The organism is Belnapia arida (genome assembly GCF_016773205.1).
In the GTDB taxonomy this organism is placed as follows: domain Bacteria; phylum Pseudomonadota; class Alphaproteobacteria; order Acetobacterales; family Acetobacteraceae; genus Belnapia; species Belnapia arida.
In genome coordinates this window covers 85,798-103,904 of sequence record NZ_JAETWB010000010.1, presented here as the reverse complement: position 1 = coordinate 103,904, position 18,107 = coordinate 85,798, and the positions used below count along the sequence as shown (strand labels likewise).

General features: G+C 68.5%; 16 protein-coding genes. 8 read left to right on the top strand and 8 right to left on the bottom strand.

The annotated features are described in order from the left end of the window. The first annotated feature begins 135 nt into the window (after window positions 1-135). The 8 genes from JMJ56_RS18850 (at window position 136) to JMJ56_RS18815 (ending at window position 9,695) form a co-directional block, all read left to right on the top strand. Window positions 136-2,394: a TonB-dependent siderophore receptor gene (locus tag JMJ56_RS18850; RefSeq protein ID WP_202833320.1), complete on the top strand. Its 2,259-nt coding sequence runs from the start codon at window positions 136-138 to the stop codon at window positions 2,392-2,394. Continuing rightward, on the top strand, window positions 2,394-2,678 hold the full coding sequence (locus tag JMJ56_RS18845) for a DUF3649 domain-containing protein (RefSeq protein WP_202833319.1): 285 nt from the start codon (window positions 2,394-2,396) through the stop codon (window positions 2,676-2,678). Before JMJ56_RS18850 ends, JMJ56_RS18845 begins: the two co-directional genes overlap by 1 nt. After that, window positions 2,675-4,252, top strand: coding sequence for a PepSY-associated TM helix domain-containing protein (locus tag JMJ56_RS18840; RefSeq protein ID WP_202833318.1), 1,578 nt, complete (start codon window positions 2,675-2,677; stop codon window positions 4,250-4,252). The genes JMJ56_RS18845 and JMJ56_RS18840 overlap by 4 nt, the downstream gene beginning before the upstream one ends. Further along, complete coding sequence (locus JMJ56_RS18835; RefSeq protein ID WP_236037943.1) at window positions 4,252-4,572, top strand: DUF3325 domain-containing protein; 321 nt, start codon at window positions 4,252-4,254, stop codon at window positions 4,570-4,572. Before JMJ56_RS18840 ends, JMJ56_RS18835 begins: the two co-directional genes overlap by 1 nt. A 17-nt stretch (window positions 4,573-4,589) precedes the next feature. Next, window positions 4,590-5,267, top strand: coding sequence for a DUF4198 domain-containing protein (locus tag JMJ56_RS18830; protein ID WP_202833316.1), 678 nt, complete (start codon window positions 4,590-4,592; stop codon window positions 5,265-5,267). A gap of 656 nt (window positions 5,268-5,923) precedes the next feature. After that, the gene (locus tag JMJ56_RS18825; protein WP_202833315.1) at window positions 5,924-7,540 is read left to right on the top strand and encodes an alkaline phosphatase; all 1,617 of its coding nucleotides are present in this window, start codon (window positions 5,924-5,926) and stop codon (window positions 7,538-7,540) included. A 245-nt stretch (window positions 7,541-7,785) separates the two neighbouring features. After that, window positions 7,786-8,292 (top strand): DUF5872 domain-containing protein, encoded by a 507-nt coding sequence (locus JMJ56_RS18820; protein ID WP_202833314.1) that lies wholly within the window; start codon window positions 7,786-7,788, stop codon window positions 8,290-8,292. A gap of 137 nt (window positions 8,293-8,429) precedes the next feature. Then, window positions 8,430-9,695 carry a glycosyltransferase gene (locus JMJ56_RS18815; protein ID WP_202833313.1) on the top strand — a complete coding sequence of 422 codons (1,266 nt, stop codon included), beginning with the start codon at window positions 8,430-8,432 and terminating at the stop codon, window positions 9,693-9,695. Here JMJ56_RS18815 and JMJ56_RS18810 read toward each other — a convergent pair. From JMJ56_RS18810 to JMJ56_RS18775, 8 genes are all read right to left on the bottom strand, one after another. Then, the gene (locus JMJ56_RS18810; RefSeq protein WP_202833312.1) at window positions 9,595-10,200 is read right to left on the bottom strand and encodes a class I SAM-dependent DNA methyltransferase; all 606 of its coding nucleotides are present in this window, start codon (window positions 10,198-10,200) and stop codon (window positions 9,595-9,597) included. The genes JMJ56_RS18815 and JMJ56_RS18810 overlap by 101 nt on opposite strands. Beyond that, window positions 10,197-10,994: a PIG-L deacetylase family protein gene (locus tag JMJ56_RS18805; RefSeq protein WP_202833311.1), complete on the bottom strand. Its 798-nt coding sequence runs from the start codon at window positions 10,992-10,994 to the stop codon at window positions 10,197-10,199. Before JMJ56_RS18805 ends, JMJ56_RS18810 begins: the two co-directional genes overlap by 4 nt. Beyond that, window positions 10,991-12,151, bottom strand: a complete 1,161-nt coding sequence (locus JMJ56_RS18800) for an acyl-CoA dehydrogenase family protein (RefSeq protein WP_202833310.1) — start codon at window positions 12,149-12,151, stop codon at window positions 10,991-10,993. The genes JMJ56_RS18805 and JMJ56_RS18800 overlap by 4 nt, the downstream gene beginning before the upstream one ends. Window positions 12,152-12,349: 198 nt before the next feature. Further along, window positions 12,350-14,905: a PAS domain-containing sensor histidine kinase gene (locus JMJ56_RS18795; RefSeq protein WP_202833309.1), complete on the bottom strand. Its 2,556-nt coding sequence runs from the start codon at window positions 14,903-14,905 to the stop codon at window positions 12,350-12,352. Further along, on the bottom strand, window positions 14,895-15,083 hold the full coding sequence (locus tag JMJ56_RS35525) for a ribbon-helix-helix domain-containing protein (protein ID WP_202833308.1): 189 nt from the start codon (window positions 15,081-15,083) through the stop codon (window positions 14,895-14,897). Before JMJ56_RS35525 ends, JMJ56_RS18795 begins: the two co-directional genes overlap by 11 nt. Window positions 15,084-15,207: 124 nt before the next feature. Continuing rightward, on the bottom strand, window positions 15,208-15,576 hold the full coding sequence (locus JMJ56_RS18785) for a response regulator (protein ID WP_202833307.1): 369 nt from the start codon (window positions 15,574-15,576) through the stop codon (window positions 15,208-15,210). Next, on the bottom strand, window positions 15,573-17,057 hold the full coding sequence (locus tag JMJ56_RS18780; RefSeq protein ID WP_202833306.1) for an ATPase domain-containing protein: 1,485 nt from the start codon (window positions 17,055-17,057) through the stop codon (window positions 15,573-15,575). The genes JMJ56_RS18785 and JMJ56_RS18780 overlap by 4 nt, the downstream gene beginning before the upstream one ends. Beyond that, window positions 17,054-17,848: a sensor histidine kinase gene (locus JMJ56_RS18775; protein ID WP_202833305.1), complete on the bottom strand. Its 795-nt coding sequence runs from the start codon at window positions 17,846-17,848 to the stop codon at window positions 17,054-17,056. The genes JMJ56_RS18780 and JMJ56_RS18775 overlap by 4 nt, the downstream gene beginning before the upstream one ends. Window positions 17,849-18,107: the final 259 nt, after the last annotated feature.

The window sequence follows — 18,107 nt, the reverse complement described above, 5'->3', positions numbered from 1 at the left end:
ACCGACACTGTCACCGCCGGGCCGGCTAGTCAAAAGCGATTTCATACGACGCCGCGTGATGAGATTGACTCTCATTTGCATAAAGCATGACAGTTTGCTAATCCGCCCAGCCTGAAGTTTGGGACAGGATTTTCGATGCCGGATGCAACAGCGCCTGCCACCGGTAGGCTGGGGGTTGGGAAAGCCCTTGTTTTCGCGCTGGCGGTGTCGCAACCGGCCTGGGCGCAGACCGCGGCGCCTGTTCCCTCCGGCGAGGCTGTCGCACTCCCGGAACTTAATATCGCCGCCGACCGGAACCGGGGGCATGGGCCGGTTCAGGGCTATCTCGCGCCCGTCAGCAGCACGGCAACCAAGACCGATACACCGGTGCTGGAGACGCCCCAGTCCATCTCGACCATCACGCGGGACCAAATCGAGGCGCAGGCGGCACAAAACGCCAATGGCGTGCTCCGCTACACCCCAGGCGTCGCCACCGACACACGCGGCGCCGTGGCGCTGCGGCTCGACCAGTATTTCATCCGCGGCTTCACCGTGCCGCAATTCCTCGACGGCATGCGCCTCTTCGGCGGGCGCGACGCCAACCCCAGCGTCGACATCTATCGGATGGAGCGGGTGGACGTGCTGCGCGGCCCGCCCTCGGTGCTCTACGGCCAGTCGAGCCCGGGCGGGCTGGTGAATTTCGTCAGCAAGCGCCCGACCGACACCCCCTACCGCGAATTGCTGCTGCAAGGTGGCAGCTACGGCACCTTCCGCGGCGGGCTCGACCTGAGCGGCGCGCTGAACGAGAACCGCACCGTGCTCGGCCGCGTCACCGGCTCCTACACCCGGTCCGACACGCAGATCGACCGGGTGGAGGAGGAGCGCTACTTCATCGCGCCTTCTCTCACCCTAAAGCCGACCAACGACACCACGATCACCTTGCTCGGCCTCTACCAGCGCGATCCGCAGGGCGGCTCCTACGGCTCGGTGCCGGCCTATGGGTCGGTCCTGCCGAACCCGAATGGCCGCATCCCGACCGGGCGATGGGACGGCAACCCTAATTTCGACCGGCTGAACCGCACCCAGTACCAGATCGGCTACCTCGCAGAGCACCGCTTCAACGACACCTTCACGCTGCGGCAGAATTTCCGCTACGCGCATTCGGACGGCTACTACCGGCAGCTCTATGGCGGCTTCACCAACAGCCTGCTGCCGGATTTCCGCACCGTCCAGCGGTCGACGACAGGTTCGAACGTCTCCTTCGACACCATCACCCTCGACACGCACCTGGAATCGCGCTTCGCGACCGGTCCTGTGGCGCATACGCTGTTGACGGGCCTCGACTATTACAACGTGCGCAGCCGGACCTTCAGCGGCTTCGAGCCGGTCGCGCCCTCCTATGACGTGTTCAGCCCGGTCTATGACGGCGTCGCCATCCGCCCGCTCAGCTACCAGACGCGGGCGGTGCAGGACCAGAACAGCCTCGGCGTCTATGCGCAGGACCAGATCCGCATCGGCCGCGTCGCCATCCAGCTCGGCGGCCGCTATGACAGCTACGACAGCGACACGGTGACGGAGACCTTCGCCAGCCGTTCCGCGACGCGCAGCACCCAGGATGTCGGCGCCTTCACCGGCCGCGCCGGCATCGTCTACCTCTTCGACAGCGGCTTCGCGCCCTACTTCTCCTATGCCGAAAGCTTCGAGCCGCAATCCGGCAGCTTCGCGCCGGCCCGCGGCGCCCGGCCCTTCGATCCCACCACGGGCCGGCAATATGAGGTCGGCCTGCGTTACCAGCCGCCCGGCACCAACGCGCTGTTCTCCGTCGCCGCCTTCGACCTGACGCGGCAGAACGTGCTGACGACGGACCCGAACGACAGCCGATACTCGATCCAGACCGGCGAGGTCCGCTCGCGCGGCGTGGAGCTCGAGGCCAAGGCCAGCCTGGCGAACGGCCTCGACGTCACCGGCGCCTTCACCTACCTCGATGCCGAGGTGACGCAGAGCAACGCCACGGTCGTCGAGAACCGAGGCATCGCCGGCAACCGCACGACGACACGGGCAGAGAAGGGCACGACGCCGGTCGGCGTGCCGGACCTTCTCGCCTCGGTCTGGGCCAACTACACCTTCCAGCCCGGCCACCGCCTGGAAGGCGCCGGCATCGGCGCGGGCGTCCGCTATGTCGGCTCCAGCTGGGGCGACACGGCGAACACGCTGAAGGTGCCGGACTACACGCTGGTCGACCTGGTCGGGCGCTACGACCTCGGCAAGATCGCCCCGAGCCTCGGCAACACCAGCCTGCAGGTGAACGTCACCAACCTCTTCGACACCGACTACGTCTCGACCTGCAACACCTATGCCTGGTGCTGGTACGGCTTCCGCCGCAGCGTCATCGCCACGGTGAGGCACCGCTTCTGATGCGCCTGCCGCCTTGGACCGGCGTCCTGTCGCGCAGCATCGCCGCGATCCTCGGCGGCTACCTGCTCGCCTCGCTCGTCGCCGCCTGTTGTGCCCTCGGCCTCGCCCTGCCGCGGGCGGAGGCGGTGATGACCGGCGCCATGCTGGCCTTCGCCATCCATGCCGGCGCCGTCGTCTATGTCTTCGCCGTCCGCAGCGCCTGGCGGGCCTGGGCCGGGCTGGCCCTGCCGGCGGCGCTGCTCGGCGGGCTGCTCTGGCTTCTGCAATCCGGGGGGGCCGCATGAAGCCCGGCTTCCGCCAGAGCATGGCCTGGCTGCACACCTGGTCCGGCCTCCTCGTCGGCTGGGTGCTCTTCGCGGTCTTCCTGACCGGGACGGCCGCCTATCTCCGGCCGGAGATCTCGCTCTGGATGCGGCCAGAACTCGAGGTGACGCGGCCCGGCCCCGACATTGCGCCCCGGCTGATGGAGGCGATGGCACGCATCGCGCCCGGCTCGCAGAGCTGGACCATCGGCATGCCGACGGCGCGGGACCCGGTGGCGCGGGTGTTCTGGCGCGACCCGCAGGCGCCGAACCGGCGCGGCTTCCGCGATGCCGCCCTGCACCCCGTGACCGGCGAGGTGCTGACCGCGCGGGCGACGCGCGGCGGCGAGTTCTTCTACCGCTTCCATTTCGACCTGCACTACATGTCGCCGATCGTGGCGCGCTGGATCGTCAGCGTCTGCGCGATGTTCATGCTGGTGGCGATCATCAGCGGCATCGTCACCCATCGCCGCATCTTCGCCGACTTCTTCACCTTCCGCCCCGGCAAGGGGCAGCGGTCCTGGCTGGACGGCCATGCCGTCGCCGCCGTCCTCGCTTTGCCCTATCACCTGATGATCACCTACACGGGCCTCGTCACGCTGATGTTCCTGACGATGCCCTGGGGCGCGCAGCTCGCCTACAAGGGCGACCGTGCGGCGATGAATGCCGACATCTTTGGCAATGCTCCGGTGACGCGGCCGGCCGGCCGGCCGGCGCCGCTGGTCGAGATCGGGCCGCTGGTGGAGGAGGCCGCGCGGCGCTGGGAGGGCGGCAGCGTCGGCCGCATCGCCGTGCAGAACCCGGGTGATGCGCGGGCGACCATTCAGCTGGTGCGCCAGGACTCCGAGCGGATCTCTTTCAATCCCCAATCCCTGCTCTTCGATGGCACGACCGGCGTCCTGATCTCGGCCACCGGCGAGGCGGCGCTGCCGGCGGCGGAGACGCGCGGCGTGATGTACGGGCTGCATGTCGGCCGCTTCGCCGGGCCGCTGCTGCGCGGGCTGTTCCTGCTTTCGGGCCTCGCCGGCAGCGTGATGGTGGCCACGGGCTGCGTCCTCTGGGCGGTGCGGACCCGGCAGCAGGCGGAGAAGCGCGGCCGGGTCGGCTTCGGCACGCGGCTGGTCGAACACCTCAACATCGCGGCCATCGCCGGGCTGCCGGTCGCCATGGCCACCTTCTTCTGGGCCAACCGGCTGCTCCCGGCGCAGATGGAGGGCCGGGCGGAGTGGGAGATCCACCTCTTCTTCGCCGCCTGGGGCCTCTGCCTGCTGCACCCGCTGCTGCGGAGCGGCCGGCGGGCCTGGGTGGAGCAGCTCGGCCTTGGCGCCCTCCTTTTCGCGCTGCTGCCGCTGCTCAACTTCGCCATCACCCGCCGCCATCTCGGCGTGACCCTGGCCGAGGGCGACTGGATCCGCGCTGGCTTCGACCTTGGGCTGCTGGCGCTCGGCGCCGCGCTCGGCGCGGTCGCCCTGTTGGTGGCGCAGCACGGGCGAACGCGGCCGGGCACGAGGTGCCGTGCCGCCGCGCCGCTCGCCACGGCGGAAGCGGCCGAGTGATGATGCTTGGCCTTGCCTTGCCCTATGCCGGCTTCACCGCGCTCTGTCTGGCCATGGAGCGACACCACGAGCAGGTGCTCGGCCGGCGGCAAATCCCGCCCGGGCTGCGGCTGGTGCTGCGCCTCGCCGGCTGGCTGCTGCTGCTGACCTCCCCGCTGCCCTGCCTCGCTCTCGCCGGCTGGGGAGGCGGCAGCGTGCTGTGGTGCGGGATGCTGACCGCCGCCGCCCTGCTGCTGACCCTCCTGCTGGCCTATGTGCCGCGCCTCGCAGCCGGGCTCGCCCTGGTCCTGCCGACGCTTGGCCTGCTGCTTGCGTCCTGACCCGAAGGAAAAATGACATGAACAAGACACGCATCGTGATGCTGGTGGCCACGCTGCTGGCCGCACCGCTTCCCGTCGCGGCGCATCAGGTCTGGCTCGAGCGTGAGGGGGATACGGTACGGGCCTATTTCGGCGAGCCGGTCGAGGATACGCGGGAGCGTAGCGGCGGGCTGCTCGACCGTATTGCCAGCCCTCGCATCTTCATGGACGACCCGTCGAAGCCGCTGCCCCTTCGCCGCGAGGCCGACCACGTCCAGGCCAGCCTGCCCTCCGGGAGCGGTGACGTGCGACTGGTGGAAGATGGCCTGACCCCATACGGCCGTACGCCGGAGCAGCGCACCCGGCCCATCATGCTGGCGCGCGAAGGGCGAGCCGAGACGCGCGGCGTCATGGAGTTGGAGCTGGTACCCGTCGCGCCGGGCGCCAACAGCTTCACCCTGTTGCTGCGTGGCAACCCCCTGCCTCGTGCCGAGGTGACCGTGGTGGCCCCGCCGCGCTGGGAGCGCCGGCTGCACACCGACGCGGAGGGCCGCGTTACGATCGCTACGCCCTGGGCCGGGCGCTATGTCATGGAAGCCGTGCATACGGAGGATCGCGCAGGGGGTGCCGGCGAGGCGGCCTATGCCAAGCAAAGGCTGGTGTCGACCGTCTCGTTTTCCGCGGCTGAGGGTCTGGCCTGGGCTGAGCGCCGGTGAATACCCTCTCGTAATCGAGGCCCGGCGGCGCTTGTAACGCCTGCAGTCGAGATGCCGGCGTCCAATTCCATGTGGAGGGTCGTGTACCGGCCGCGGCATCGCTCCATTGCCTGCAGACCGGCTGCGCCTGCGCGGCGTGGAGCCGGTAACCTACGATGCTTATGGACAAGGTTCCGACAAGTGAGCGGCCCGGCGCTCGCGCTACACGGCGCTGGGGCCATCAGCGCCGTGAGCGATACCCAACTGTCTGCCGGCCACTTGCACTTGTCCGGCATTGTGGCACAGCCTGCCACAGAGGCATCGCTTCGTCATGCTGTAGGACGAGACCCATATCAGGATTGTTGTGAAAGCTGTCCTCTCAGCTGCGACCTGTTTCCACGCCACCAGCCCGGACGCGACCGGGAGAACGTCCCAGTGAAACGCAACCTGCGGCATTCATTCAAGGCAACCCCCGGACAAAATTTATTGCGTTTGAACCGCAGGCGGATATCGCATCGACAAAGTAAAATACATCACTTAATTTACAAACATTCCGCCACCTTGAAACGAAATATAAAGCTTCAACAAAGCATCATATACTATCCCTTACTATAAAATGGCGCCCGGTTAACCTGCCGGCAGACAGCAAAAGCTGTCTCCTTCGGGGAGAACCTATTATGGCTGCTGAGCTTCCGACGCCTGACACGGCAAAGAACGTCATTTTCATGCTCCCCGACGGAGCCTCTACCGCCTATCTGGCAAACTATCGCTACTTCAAGGAAGGCCCCGACGCTCCGGTCTGGGAGCCCTTGCTGAAGGGGATGGTGCAGACCGACTCCTTCAACAATCCGATTACGGACTCGGCCGCTGGAGCCAATGCCTACGCCACCGGGGTCAAGACCCGTAACGGCTCCGTTGGCGTCGACTTCTTCGGCAACGAACTCAAGTCGGTGACCGATCTCGCCTCCGCTGCCGGGAAGGCGACGGGCATCGTCTCCACCGCCGCCATCACCGACGCGTCCCCAGCCGCCTTCGGCGCGAGCAATCCGCTGCGCGGCAATCAGGCCGACATCGCCCAGCAATATATCGGCGACAACCAGTTGGACGTCGTGCTGGGTGCGGGCCGCAACCAGTTCACCACCGAGAGCGAGGGCGGCACCCAGCCCGACGGAACCGACCTGTTCGGCCTCGCCGAACAGCAGGGCATGGCCTACGTCTCGAACGCCAAGGAGTTGGCCGATTTCGATGGCGAACGCGTCCTTGGCCTGTTCAACAACAAAGACTACCTCGACGCCATCGGCGAGCGTCCTGCCGAGGAGCCGAGCCTGGCCCAGATGACCGAGGTGGCGCTCGATACCCTCTCCAAGGACAAGGACGGCTTCGTGCTTTTCCTGGAGGAGGAGAATACCGATACCTTCGGGCACGGCAACGACGCCGCAACAACCATGCATGCCTTGTCCTCTTTCGAGGCGAGCATGCAAAAGGTGCTGGAGTTCCAGAAAGCGAACCCGGACACGCTGGTGGTGATGGTCGCCGACCATGACACGGGCGGCATGACGGTACAGCCGACCGCTGATGCGTCCCCCGCCGTATTCCGCGACTTTACGGAAACCGCCGAGGGCATGGCGGAGCAGTTCGATGTCGCCAACGCCACCTCCATCCGCGACACCGTCGCACAGTATACCGGCCTGACGCTGAGCGATGACGAGATCACCGAACTGCAAGGCAACGAAGATATCCCTCTTGCCCTGGCGGAATTGCTGAGCACCAAAGGTGGCGTCGAGTTCACGACGACCGGTCACACGGCGCTGGACGTGCCGGTCTTCGCCATTGGGCCGGGCGCCGGATTGTTCACGGGCGTGCAGGAGAACTCGGCTGTCGGCCAGCATGTTGCCGAAGCGATGGGCCTGTCCTTGCCGCTCGACCAGCAGGATGGCGGTGCGGACCGCTTCGCCGTCACCAGCCTGTTCGACAGCGCCTTCGGCAGCATTCCTGCAGTGGGCACAGTACGAAACCTGGTGGCGCAACTTGATGGCGAAGGCCTGGACGGCCTTGCCGATAGCCTTGCCGACCTTTGGAGCAATCTGGACAACACCGAGTTCTTGTCGAGCGTGTTGGAGAACACGCTGGATGCCGCCCCCGACGCAGCCCAGCTCGCCTGCTGGAATGGCGTCCTGACGGGCAACGGTGGCGATCGCGGTGCGGTTCTGCTGGGCATCTCCGAACTCCCGGAGCACTGCGAAGCTCTCCTTGAGCTCCCGGTGGCAGACGGTGATTTCAGCCCGATTGGCTAGGGGCGGCACGACAGACTGCTAAGGAGGAGGCCCCACTGGCGCCGCCAGTGGGGTCGCCTGGCCGCTTCTGCAGGCTGGGGGCCGATGCGTGGCCAGGTGGCTACGGCAGGCGTGGACGGGCCGGCACGGGCGGTTATCACATGTCCGTGGCGGATGAGCTTAAGATGACCTCCCGACGACACCCGCTGTCTGGACAGCGCTCCACCTCGACCCACTTGCCCGGAATGAGAGGCAGCGGAGGTCCCATGGGCAGCACGGCGAAGCGGACTGACCCTGGGCTGTGGGACCGGGTCAAGCATGACGTCACCGAAAGCGACAAGGGCGGTGAGTCTGGCCAGTGGTCTGCCCGCAAGGCACAGATGGCGGTGCAGGAATACAAGCGGCGCGGCGGCGGCTATGAGGGCCCCCAGCGCGCTGACAACAACCTGCATCGGTGGACCGGGGAGGACTGGCAAACCGGCTCCGGCAAGCGCAGCCGCGATACCGGCGAGCGGTATCTGCCGAAGGAGGCGCATGAGGATCTTTCGCCGGCGGAGTATCGTCGCACCTCGGAGAAGAAGCACCGCGACATGGAGGCGGGGCATCAGCACTCGGCACAGCCTGCCGATGTGGCGCAGAAGACGGCGCGCCATCGCCACGGCGGCGCCGAGGAGCCAAGCAAGGCGGCGCTGATGGAGGAGGCTCGGCACCGGAACCTGCCGGGCCGCTCGAAGATGGATAAGCCGGCGCTGCGCCGGGCGCTCGGGCGCTGAGGCCGGGCATGCCGACATGCCGCAGGTCCCGGTCATGGCCCGGCATCGTGGGCCACCTGTTGCCGACAGAGAGTTGATGCGCAACGGCAGCGGCAACGTGAACGGCGAAGGCCACGAGGCGTTTTAGCGGCGTACCGATGCTGCCTCTCCGATCCGCCCTTTACGGGGCGGCAATGGCCCCCGGCCGTTGCCGCAGTCCCGTCCCCCATGCTGCCATCGCCATCCCCGCCAGGAACGAGGCGGAGCGCCTGCCTGCCTGTCTCAAGGCACTGGCGGCGCAGCGCGGCATTGGTGGCTGTCCGCTCGGGCTTGAGGCGATGGCCGTCCTGGTGCTCGTCAACAACTCCAGCGACGAGACCGCGCAGGTCGCCCGCTCGCTTGCGGCGGTGCTGCCCTTCCGGCTTGTGGTCGAGGAGGTCACGTTGCCGCCCGCCCTCGCTCATGCCGGAGGCGCCCGGCGCACGGCCATGGACAAGGCGGCCGAGTTGCTCGGGAGGACGCCTGCGAGCGGCGCCGCACTTCTCAGCACCGATGCCGATGGGCGGGCAGCCCCGAACTGGCTGGCCGCCAACCTCGCCGCGCTGGCGGCCGGAGCCGATGCCGTGGCCGGTGCCATCGAACCTGACCCGGCAGAGGCCGCATCCCTGCCTGCAATGCTCCGGGTGCGTGAGGCGCGTGAGGCCCGTTATGCCACCCTGCTGGATGAGATGGCCGCGTTGGTCGACCCCGACCCGGACGACCCCTGGCCGCGCCACGCCGCGCATTCCGGTGCCTCCATTGCGTTGACCCTCGACGCCTATCGCCGCGTGGGTGGCCTGCCGGTGGTGCCAGTGGGCGAGGATCGCGCCCTGTTCGAAGCGCTGATCCATGCCGAGATGCGGGTGCGGCACTGTCCCGCGGCGCGGGTCATCGTTTCCTGCCGCTTGCAGGGCCGTGCTGCGGGCGGCATGGCGGATACGCTGCGGCGGCGCCTGGCCGAAGCCGATTCCGCGCCGCTCGATGCGCGGCTGGAGCCGGCGCTCCCTGCTTTGTTGCGGCTGCGCTGCCGCCGCGCGTTGCGCCGCCTGCGGGCCGGCCGGCCCAGACCCGGCGATCCTGTGCGATTGGCGCTGGCTTTGGGCCTGACGCCCACAAGCCTGTCGGACATCGTAGGCCTGCCGCGGTTCTGGCAGGCCTGGGAACAACTCCAGGCCAGAGCCGGGCTCTTGCGGCGCCGACATCTGGTGCGAGGTGGCGAGCTTGAGGCTGAGACCCGCAGGGCGGAAGCCATCCTCTACGCGCTGCGGGGCGCCCGGGCCGTACTCAGCCCGAGCCGTCTCCCAGGCAGGCGCGAAGCAGGTCCAGGCGGTAGCATTCGGTCCGTTCTTGCCGTGCCGGCCGTGCGAAGGGCGCCGCCCGGATGAAATGCCCGACCGCCGCATCGCCCGAGAGCGGATAATCGGTTTCCCCGGTCCAATGCACCAGAAGTACCTCACCTCCTGGGGCGAGGGAGGCACCGACGCGGGCAGCGAGCCGCGCGACATCCGCCTCATCGAGGTAGTAGACCACCTCGGACAGCAGGATGAGGTCGAAGGGTGCCGCCTGCTCCGGCCAGTCCTGCGGCACCCGCATGCGCTGGAAGGTAACCCGCGGCCATTCCGTGCAGCGTGCCCGGGCAGCGGACAGCGCCGTCTCGGCGGCATCCACGGCCAGCAGCGCGTCGCAGCGCGCCGCAAGATCAAGCGTCAGCACGCCGATGGAGCACCCCACTTCAAAAACCCGGCCATAGCGCGGCCGTGGCAGGGCAGCCAAGGTCGCGTCGTACTTCGCCCGCTCATAGGCGCTGTCGGCGAAGCGCCACGGGTCGGGGTCGCGTGCATAGAGCGCCTCGAAATAGGCAGGTGTCAGGGATCGGGCGGCACGGCTCATGCGGGATCCACCTCAAGGAAGAGTTCGGCGGAGCGGAAGGCAAGGGCCAGCGCCTCCGGCGGCAAGCGGAAGCCTTGCGGATCGTCCGTGATCAGCGGCGAGACCTGCGAGGCGTGTGCCGCAACGGCGCGCCGCTTGGCCGGCAGGTGGCGCGTAATGTCGAGCCTGATCCCGCGTGGCGGTTCGGAGATCAGAGGCTCCGGCGGCAGCGGAAAGCCGGGGAGGGGATGAGCAAAGGCGAGACCCCATACCGGATAGGCGTAGAACCGCGTGCCGGCCGGGAGCGCACGAACCAGAGCTGCCGCCATGGTGAAGCTGGCGGCGTGGTCGCAGTGTGGATCGTGCCGCCAGGTGACGAGGACGGCGCTTGGTGCCGGATCCGCCAGGCGAAGCAGGGCCGCGACCGCCGCCTCGAAGGCTGGCCCGGCTGATGGTACCGCCGTATCCGGCAGGCCGAGGAAGGCGATGTCGCGCAACGGGTCGAGACCGAGCACCGCGACCGCTGCCCGCGCCTCCTCCTGCCGCAGCGCGGAGAGGCGGGCCGGAGGATAGGCCCGTGACCGGGGATGCGAGCCCGCGCCATCGCTCACCACGACCACACGCGCAGCCCGTCCTTCGGCGGCGCAGGCGGCCAGCAGGCCGCCACAGCCCAGGCTTTCGTCATCGGGATGGGGCGCCAGGACCAGTACGCCACCGGCGGGTCCCAGCAGCGGATTCAGGTCCGCGGCCAGGGGCAGGTTCCGCTCAGCGGCCCGCAGCCATTCCCCGGCCCGCCTGGGCGAGGCCACGCTCATGCTCGTGCCACCGGGATATCCCAAACCTCGCCAGGCTCAGCCTCTGCCGCCAGGAGATGGGCGGCCGCCTCGGTCAGGGCGCGGTCGGGCGCCGGCTGCCGCAGATAGGTGGCGAGATCACGGCAAATCCGCTCCAGGGGATTTGGCCGCAGGAAGGCATTCAGTCCGACCGAGCGCTGCGCGAGCTCCATCACGTCCAGCGCTGCTCGTTCCACCGCGAGCCGGGCCAGGTTGACGAAGGCGACCGCCTCCATGCCGGCATCCGGTGCCTCCGCCCGCAGGGCCGCTGCCTCGATCCAGAGCCGGGCCGATCCCGAAGCGATCGCCGCTTGGCCGAGCCGTGCTGCCTGATGCGGATCGGCGCCGCGTCCGGTGCGGCGCAGGTGGTCGCGCATGGCCCCCAACACGGCTTCAAGCCCGCCGCAATGCACGGCCGCGAAACGCCATGCACCAGCGGAGAAGTCCGGCTGCAGGCCATAGTCGCCGGGCCTGCCGACCTGCATGCCGGAGCCGACCTCGATGCCGGTCAAATCCACCGCGCCGGTTGCCGAGGCGCGCATGCCCTGCGCTGTCCAGCCTGAGAGGTCGGTACGCTCGCCTTGTGCAAGAGGGACCAGCAGCATGCGCGGCGGTGCCTCCGGCGTGGCCGCGTCACGGGCCGTCACCAACGCCCGGGCGACCTGCCCGGCACCGGAACACAGGATCTTGCGGCCCATCACCCTGCCGTCCCGGTCGATCGACAATGGCTCGCCGGGAACCTCGGTATTCCAGACCGCAAAGAGCAGCCCCGCTCTCGCCTCCTGCGCTGCGGCACGGGCTTGGCTGGGCGTCCCGTGACGCTGCACGAGGCGCAATGCATTCACATGTCCTTCGTAGAGGCGGCCAAGTGGCAAGCTGGCACGGCCTATGAGGCGGAGCGCGACGGCAAGCGGCGCTGCGCCTGCTGGCTCGGAACCCCAGCCCAGCCCACCAAGCGCCAGGCGCAGCGGCGCTGCAAGCAACCCAGTCTCGTGCAGCGACACGATCGCACCGGCTGGGAAAGCGCCATCATGGTCCTCCAGCGCCGCGGCAGCGGCAATGTCCGGCAGATGGGTGCGGAGCAGGGCAAGGGGATCGGCCGCATGCCCGGCATGGGGGGCCGAGAAGGTGTCGGGCATGGGGAAGTCCCTCGGGATCAAGATGTCGCGGGTACTAGACTTACAGGGCCGTTATCGGTGCGTTTCCGCGCCGCTGGGCAGGCACGGCCGGAACAGGAACGACATTCCCAGCCGTAAGATGCATGACGCGGTCTCGGTAGGCATCCGGCCACTGCTGCGAATGCTCCGGGTGTCTGCGAGGATGAAGCAAAGCCTCGCCTAATGCCCGCGTGCCCCATGCCTTGGATCCAATCCACGCATCTGCCGCTCCCGGCGGAGTTGGTGCCGTGTCAGTTTCAGCGTCTCCTGAAGTGCCGCGAGAACCCGCCGCGCCTCCGCCAGGGCGCGGGGATGTCGGTCCTCGCTTATTCCCTCGATGATGAGGCGCTGGCGAGCAACACCCTGCTCGGCTTCCCGGACATGCTGTTCGGCCCGGGCAAGGCTGTCACCGGCATGGCCTTCGGCGGTCTCCCGCTTGGCACCGTCGTGGCCCCACGCCTCCGGCCCGCCGTCGCCGGCGCTCCAGAGCGGCACGGCGATCTCGCAGACCACGCCGCCCGCGTCCCAGGAGAGCGACGCCTTGCCGCCAAGTTGGCGGCGGATCGTGTCCTCGATCACGCGCGACCCGAAGCCGCGGCGCAGCGGCGGCCCGCTGACGGGAGGTCCACCGGCTTCGGCCCAGCGCAGCCGCAACCTGCCGGACGCCTTCTCGTCGAAGCGCCAGGAGACCGAGACACGGCCCGTAGCCATCGAGAGTGCCCCGTACTTCACCGCGTTCGTCGCCAGCTCGTGCAGCGCCATCGCTACCGGCTGTGCCGCCCCGGGCGGCAGGACCACCGGCGCGCCATTCACCTCCACACGGGGGCCGACCTCGCCCACGAAGGGCGCCAGCTCTCCCTCGACCAGCGTGCGCAGGTCGGCCCCACGCCAGCGATCCTGCGCCAGCAATGTCTGCGCCCTCGCCAGCGCCGAGATGCGGCCCAATGCAATCCGCTGGAAGGTCGGCACGTCGGGCGCCTGCGTCAGCCTCAGCGCGGCCCCCACCACGGCCAGCGCGTTCTTGGCCCGGTGGTCCACCTCGCGCATGAGCAAGGCCCGCCGCTCCTCCTCCGCCTTGCGCGTTGTCACGTCGAGCACCAGCGCGGCGGTCCGGCCCGGCTCGAATGGGTAGGCGATCACCTCGTACCAGCGTCCAAGCGGGGCGACGTAGCGCTCGATGTCCGCCGCCTGGCCCGTCTCGGCGACCTGTGCGAATGCTTCCGTCCAGAAGGCTACTTCCTCCGCTGGGAGGATCTCGCTCATGCGGCGGCCGACCACGGTCTCCCGCGACAGGCCGGTCTGCCGCTCCCAGGCGGGGTTGACCTCAAGGTAGCGGACGTCCATGGCCCGCCCATCGGCGTCGTAGACCAGCTCGTCCACCTCGACGCCCTCCTGCATTCGCCCGAACAGCCCGCGCCAGCGCGCCTCGCTCTCGCGAAGTGCCGCCTCGGCCTCCCTGCGGTCATGGATGTCGATCGAAGCGCCGAACCAGCGGACGATCTCGCCGCTGCAGGCATCACGATGCGGCTCGCCGCGGACCAGGAACCAGCGGTACCCCCCGTCCTTCGAGCGGATGCGATGCTCGACGAGGAAGCTGCCGCCGGTCCGGCGCGCCTCTTCGAACCGCGCCATCGTCACCGCCACGTCATCGGGATGGACGAAGTTGGCCGCGACCTCCGCCGCCGTCGTCGACTGGTAGCAACCGCCGGTATAATCAGACCATTGGCGATTGAAGAACTCCGCCCGCCCCTCTGCGTCGGTGATCCAGATGATCTGTGGGACGGCGTCGGCCACCACCCGGAAGCGTGCCTCGCTTTCGCGCAATGCCTCCTCCGCCTGCCGGCTCTCCGTGACATCGCGCGTCGTCCCGGCAACCGCCTCGATCCGGCCATCGGCGTCGATGACCGGCACGAAGATGTAGTCGTAGATCCGGCGTCCGAAGGTCCCCTCGAACGGCACCTCGCCGCGGATCGGCTGCCTGGTCGCGATCACCTGCTCGATCTCGCGGTCGTGCATCGCCGCATGCCAATCCGGGTAGCCCAGCTCGAGACAGGTCTTGCCGATCGCCTCATCCCAGCTCCGGCCCCACATCCGCAGCAGGCCCTCATTGGCGTAGCTGAAGCGGTGGTCGAGGTCGAAGACGTAGGCGAGGTCGGGGGTATTCGTCAGGATGGCCTCGTAGAGGCGGCGCTGGCGCTCGCGCTCGGTCTGGCTGCGGCGCAGATCCCGCTCGGTGCGTGCCCGGAGCGCCCGCTCGGCAAGGACCTTCTCGGTGGTCTCGATAGCCGAGCAGTAGATGCCCGCGATCCTGCCGGCCTCGTCGCGCAAGGGCGTCCAGGAGAAGGTGAACCAGCTCATGGGCCGGCCCGGCCGGCCGGCCAGGGCAACGGGCCTGTCGACGAAGTGCTGTGCCTCGCCGGCCATCGTCGCCGCAACCAGCGGCCGGTACTCGTGCCAGATCTCCGCGAACAGTTCCGCGTAGGGCCTGCCGAGAGCCGCCGGATACTTGTTGCCGAGAATGGGGATGTAGGCGTCGTTGAAGAGCGAGGTGAGCTCGGGGCCCCAGGCGATGTAGACCGGCTGCCGCGCGGCGAGCATCAGGTCGACCGCCGTGCGCAGGCTCTGCGGCCAGCGCCCGATTGGTCCGAGCGGCGTCGCCGCCCAGTCATGGGCGCGGAGGTGATCGGCCGTCTCGCCCTGCACGGCGGGGAAGCCAGGCCAGCTCTCAGCGTCCACCGGTCCGTCCCGGGCGCGATGCCTTGGCTTGCGGAGCGGGTGGCGGATCCCGTTCGCGTTCCGCCTCTAGGAGGAGCCGCAGGGCAGCGCGAACCACCTCGCTGGCGCTGCGGTAGCGGCCCGTGCCGGCTTGTCCTTGGACGACGGTGGCGAGCTTCGAAGTGGTCGATACGTTCATGGTCGCGGGTGGGGGCATGCACTCAAACTTAGGAATGGGCAAGGCATATGCCAATCTTTGCCAAGGCTGCCGGCACGGCTGATGCCTGGCGCGCCAAGCCAGGTGGCCGGCGGCTGGACATGCCCTATCCTGCCCTCCCGATCAGCCGCTCGATCGTGCGCAGGATCGCGTCCGCAGTGTAGGGCTTGCGCAGGATGGCGGCGGCGCCGTCCGCACGCGCCCGGATTGCCGCTTCGGGCAGGGAGCTCAGGACGACGACAGGGATCTCCCGCAGGTTCGGCTCCGCGGCCATGGCCGCGAGCATCTCTGCTCCACCCATGACTGGCATCATCATGTCGGTCAGGACGAGGTCAGGGCGCGGTGCCTCGGCCAGCCTCTCCAACCCTTGCCGGCCATTGGCCGCGGTCACTACCGCGTAGCCGGCGTCCTCGAGCTCCGCCTGGAGCGCCAAGGCGATCAGTGCCTCGTCGTCCACGACCAGGATGGTCGTCATTGTCCCTCCGGCGACGCGAGGTGCCGGCCTTCGGCGAAACGGTCCCGCGCGAACCCGCTCAGCAACTCCCCTGCGCCCTCGAACCCGCCCGCGAGCGAGAACCCGTGGCCGCTCTCGATAACGAACTCCCGCAACGCCGGATCGAAGGAGCTGCCCCGGATCTTGACCACCGACAGCAATCGCCGCGACCGAGCTTGCTGTTCCACGTAGCGCAGTACGATCAGGTTCTCGACGATGGAGGAGACGCCGCTGACGGGCACCACGATGCCGGGCCCGACGACATCGCGCGTCTCCATGGTGTACAGCGTGGTCACGCCGCGCGACCGCATCTCATTTACCAGCACGGCGAAGAAGCGGGCCATGCGCCCGGGCTCGACCGAAGCCTCGATGAAGCCGCCGAGCCCGTCGAGGAACAGCCGGCGCACGCCTCGCCGTTCCAGCGCGTCCAGCAGGCGGTGCGCCAGCGCGTCCTGAACGTTCTCGCCCTGCGGCTGCCAGAGCACCTCGATCTCGCCCCGGTCGATGGCACCCCCGAGGTCGAGGTCCAGGCTGGCGGCCTGCTGGCGCAGCCGGGACTCCGTCTCGTAGAAGCCGAAGAGCAGGCCCGGCTCGGCCGCGCTGGATTCGCACAGGTAGTGCAGGCCGAGCACCGTCTTGCCGATGCCCGAGGGGCCCAGCACACCCGTGACCGTGCCTTCCGTGAAGCCCCCACCAAGCACCGTGTCCAGCCCCGCGACACCGGTGGCCAGCTTGCCCGACCACGCCTGGTCGGGCCGCTTCGGGACACGGAACGCCGCCTCGACGCGCGGGTAGACCACCAAGCCGCCCTCGGTGATGCGGAAGGGGTGGCGTCCGGACAGGTAGTTGCTGCCACGAAGCTTGCGGACGACGAGCCCGCGTTCGGTGCGTGAGCCGAAGCGGTCATCCGCCAGTTCGACGACGCCGTCCACCATGGTGTACTCGGGCGGAACGGCCTGGCCCTTGGCGGTGGTAAGCAGGAACACCGTGCAGCCGTGCAGCCCCGCCTGCGTCTGCAGTTCCTGGATGAAGGTCTTGAACTTGGTGTCCGAGGCCGCCTGGTCCTCCGCCGCCACCAGCCCGTCCAGCACCAGGACACCCGCCTTGCGCATCGCGATCTCCCGCCGCAACAGTGTCACCAGCCCTGGCAGGCCCTCGTCCTGGAGCACGCCGAAGCCGCTGATATAGGCGACCTGGTCCGGGAGGCGGGCTGCATCGAAGAAACGCATTGTGCTGAGGTGCAGCAGCATGCGGGAATGCGTCTCGGACAGCAGCGTGACGTAGAGCGCCCGGCCGCCCGCAGCCGCGTGATGGTAGCAGATCTGGTTGGCGAGCGTCGTCTTGCCCGCCCCCGGTACCCCCTGGAGGATGTGGATGCCGCCACGGGGGAAGCCTTCGTTGAGGATAGTGTCCAGCCCGGGCACCCCGGTCGGCACCCGCTCGATCACCTGCACTTCGGTCATGCGCTGCGCGCCCCATGTTGCGCCGCGACGCCCAGGGGCATCGTGACCGTGAAGATGGTGCCTTCGCCAGGGACGCTCTCGACGGCGATGGTGCCGTCCATGGCCGTGACGAGTTGGTTCGCCAGCCACAAGCCGATGCCGAAGCCGCCATGGTCGCGCCGAGCCACCGCGCGCTCGAAGCGTGCGAAGATGCGGGCCCGGTCTTCCTCGGAGATGCCGATCCCGCGGTCCTGGACGGCGAGCCGGGCCACATGGCCATCCGAGCGTAGGACGACGTTGACCGGCTTGCCCGCGCCGAACTTGATGGCATTCGAGAGCAGGTTTTCAGCCACCTGCTCCATGGCGAGCCGGTCTAGGTTGGCCAAGACGCCCGGCTGCAGATCCGCCTCCAGGGTGCTCCGCGCCATCCTCGCCGCAATGACCGCCCGGTCCACGACGCCGGAAACCACGCCGGTGAGGTCGACTTCAACGGGCTCGATCCGCACATTCCCTGCGGCGATGCGCGAGACGTCCAAAAGCGCCGTCGAGCGTCGCACGAACTCGCGCACCGCGATTTGCAGGATTTCCATCCTGGGCACAAGCAACTCGGGACGGCATCGGTCGGGAGCCCTCGCTGCCGCGAGCAAGCTGCTGACCTGCATCAGGATGGGGGTCATCGGATTGCGCAGTTCGTGAGCGGCGATCGCCACGAATTCATCGCGCACCCGTACCGCCTCACGCAGCTCCGCGATGAGGCGATCCTTATCGGTGCTACCGCAAGGCCCATCCCGGCTGCTGCCGGCACCCGTCATTCCGTTTATCCTCAAATGGTCACCATGGGTGCGGCTTGACAGCGCGCCACGTCTCAGGTGGTTGCCACAGACAAGGTCAAGACGGCTTGTTCCTTCGGATCGGGCCTGTCAGTCATTGCTCGTTCTTGGCCGGCTTGCGTGCGCAGCTGTAACCGGTCCGAGCAGCTGCGGGCGCTAAGGCCTGCAGAGTTGCCAGCTAGGCGGTGCGCCGCTGGCGTTTGGGCCGAGGGTTCGGGCTCCTGTCGTTGGCGGCGCCGAT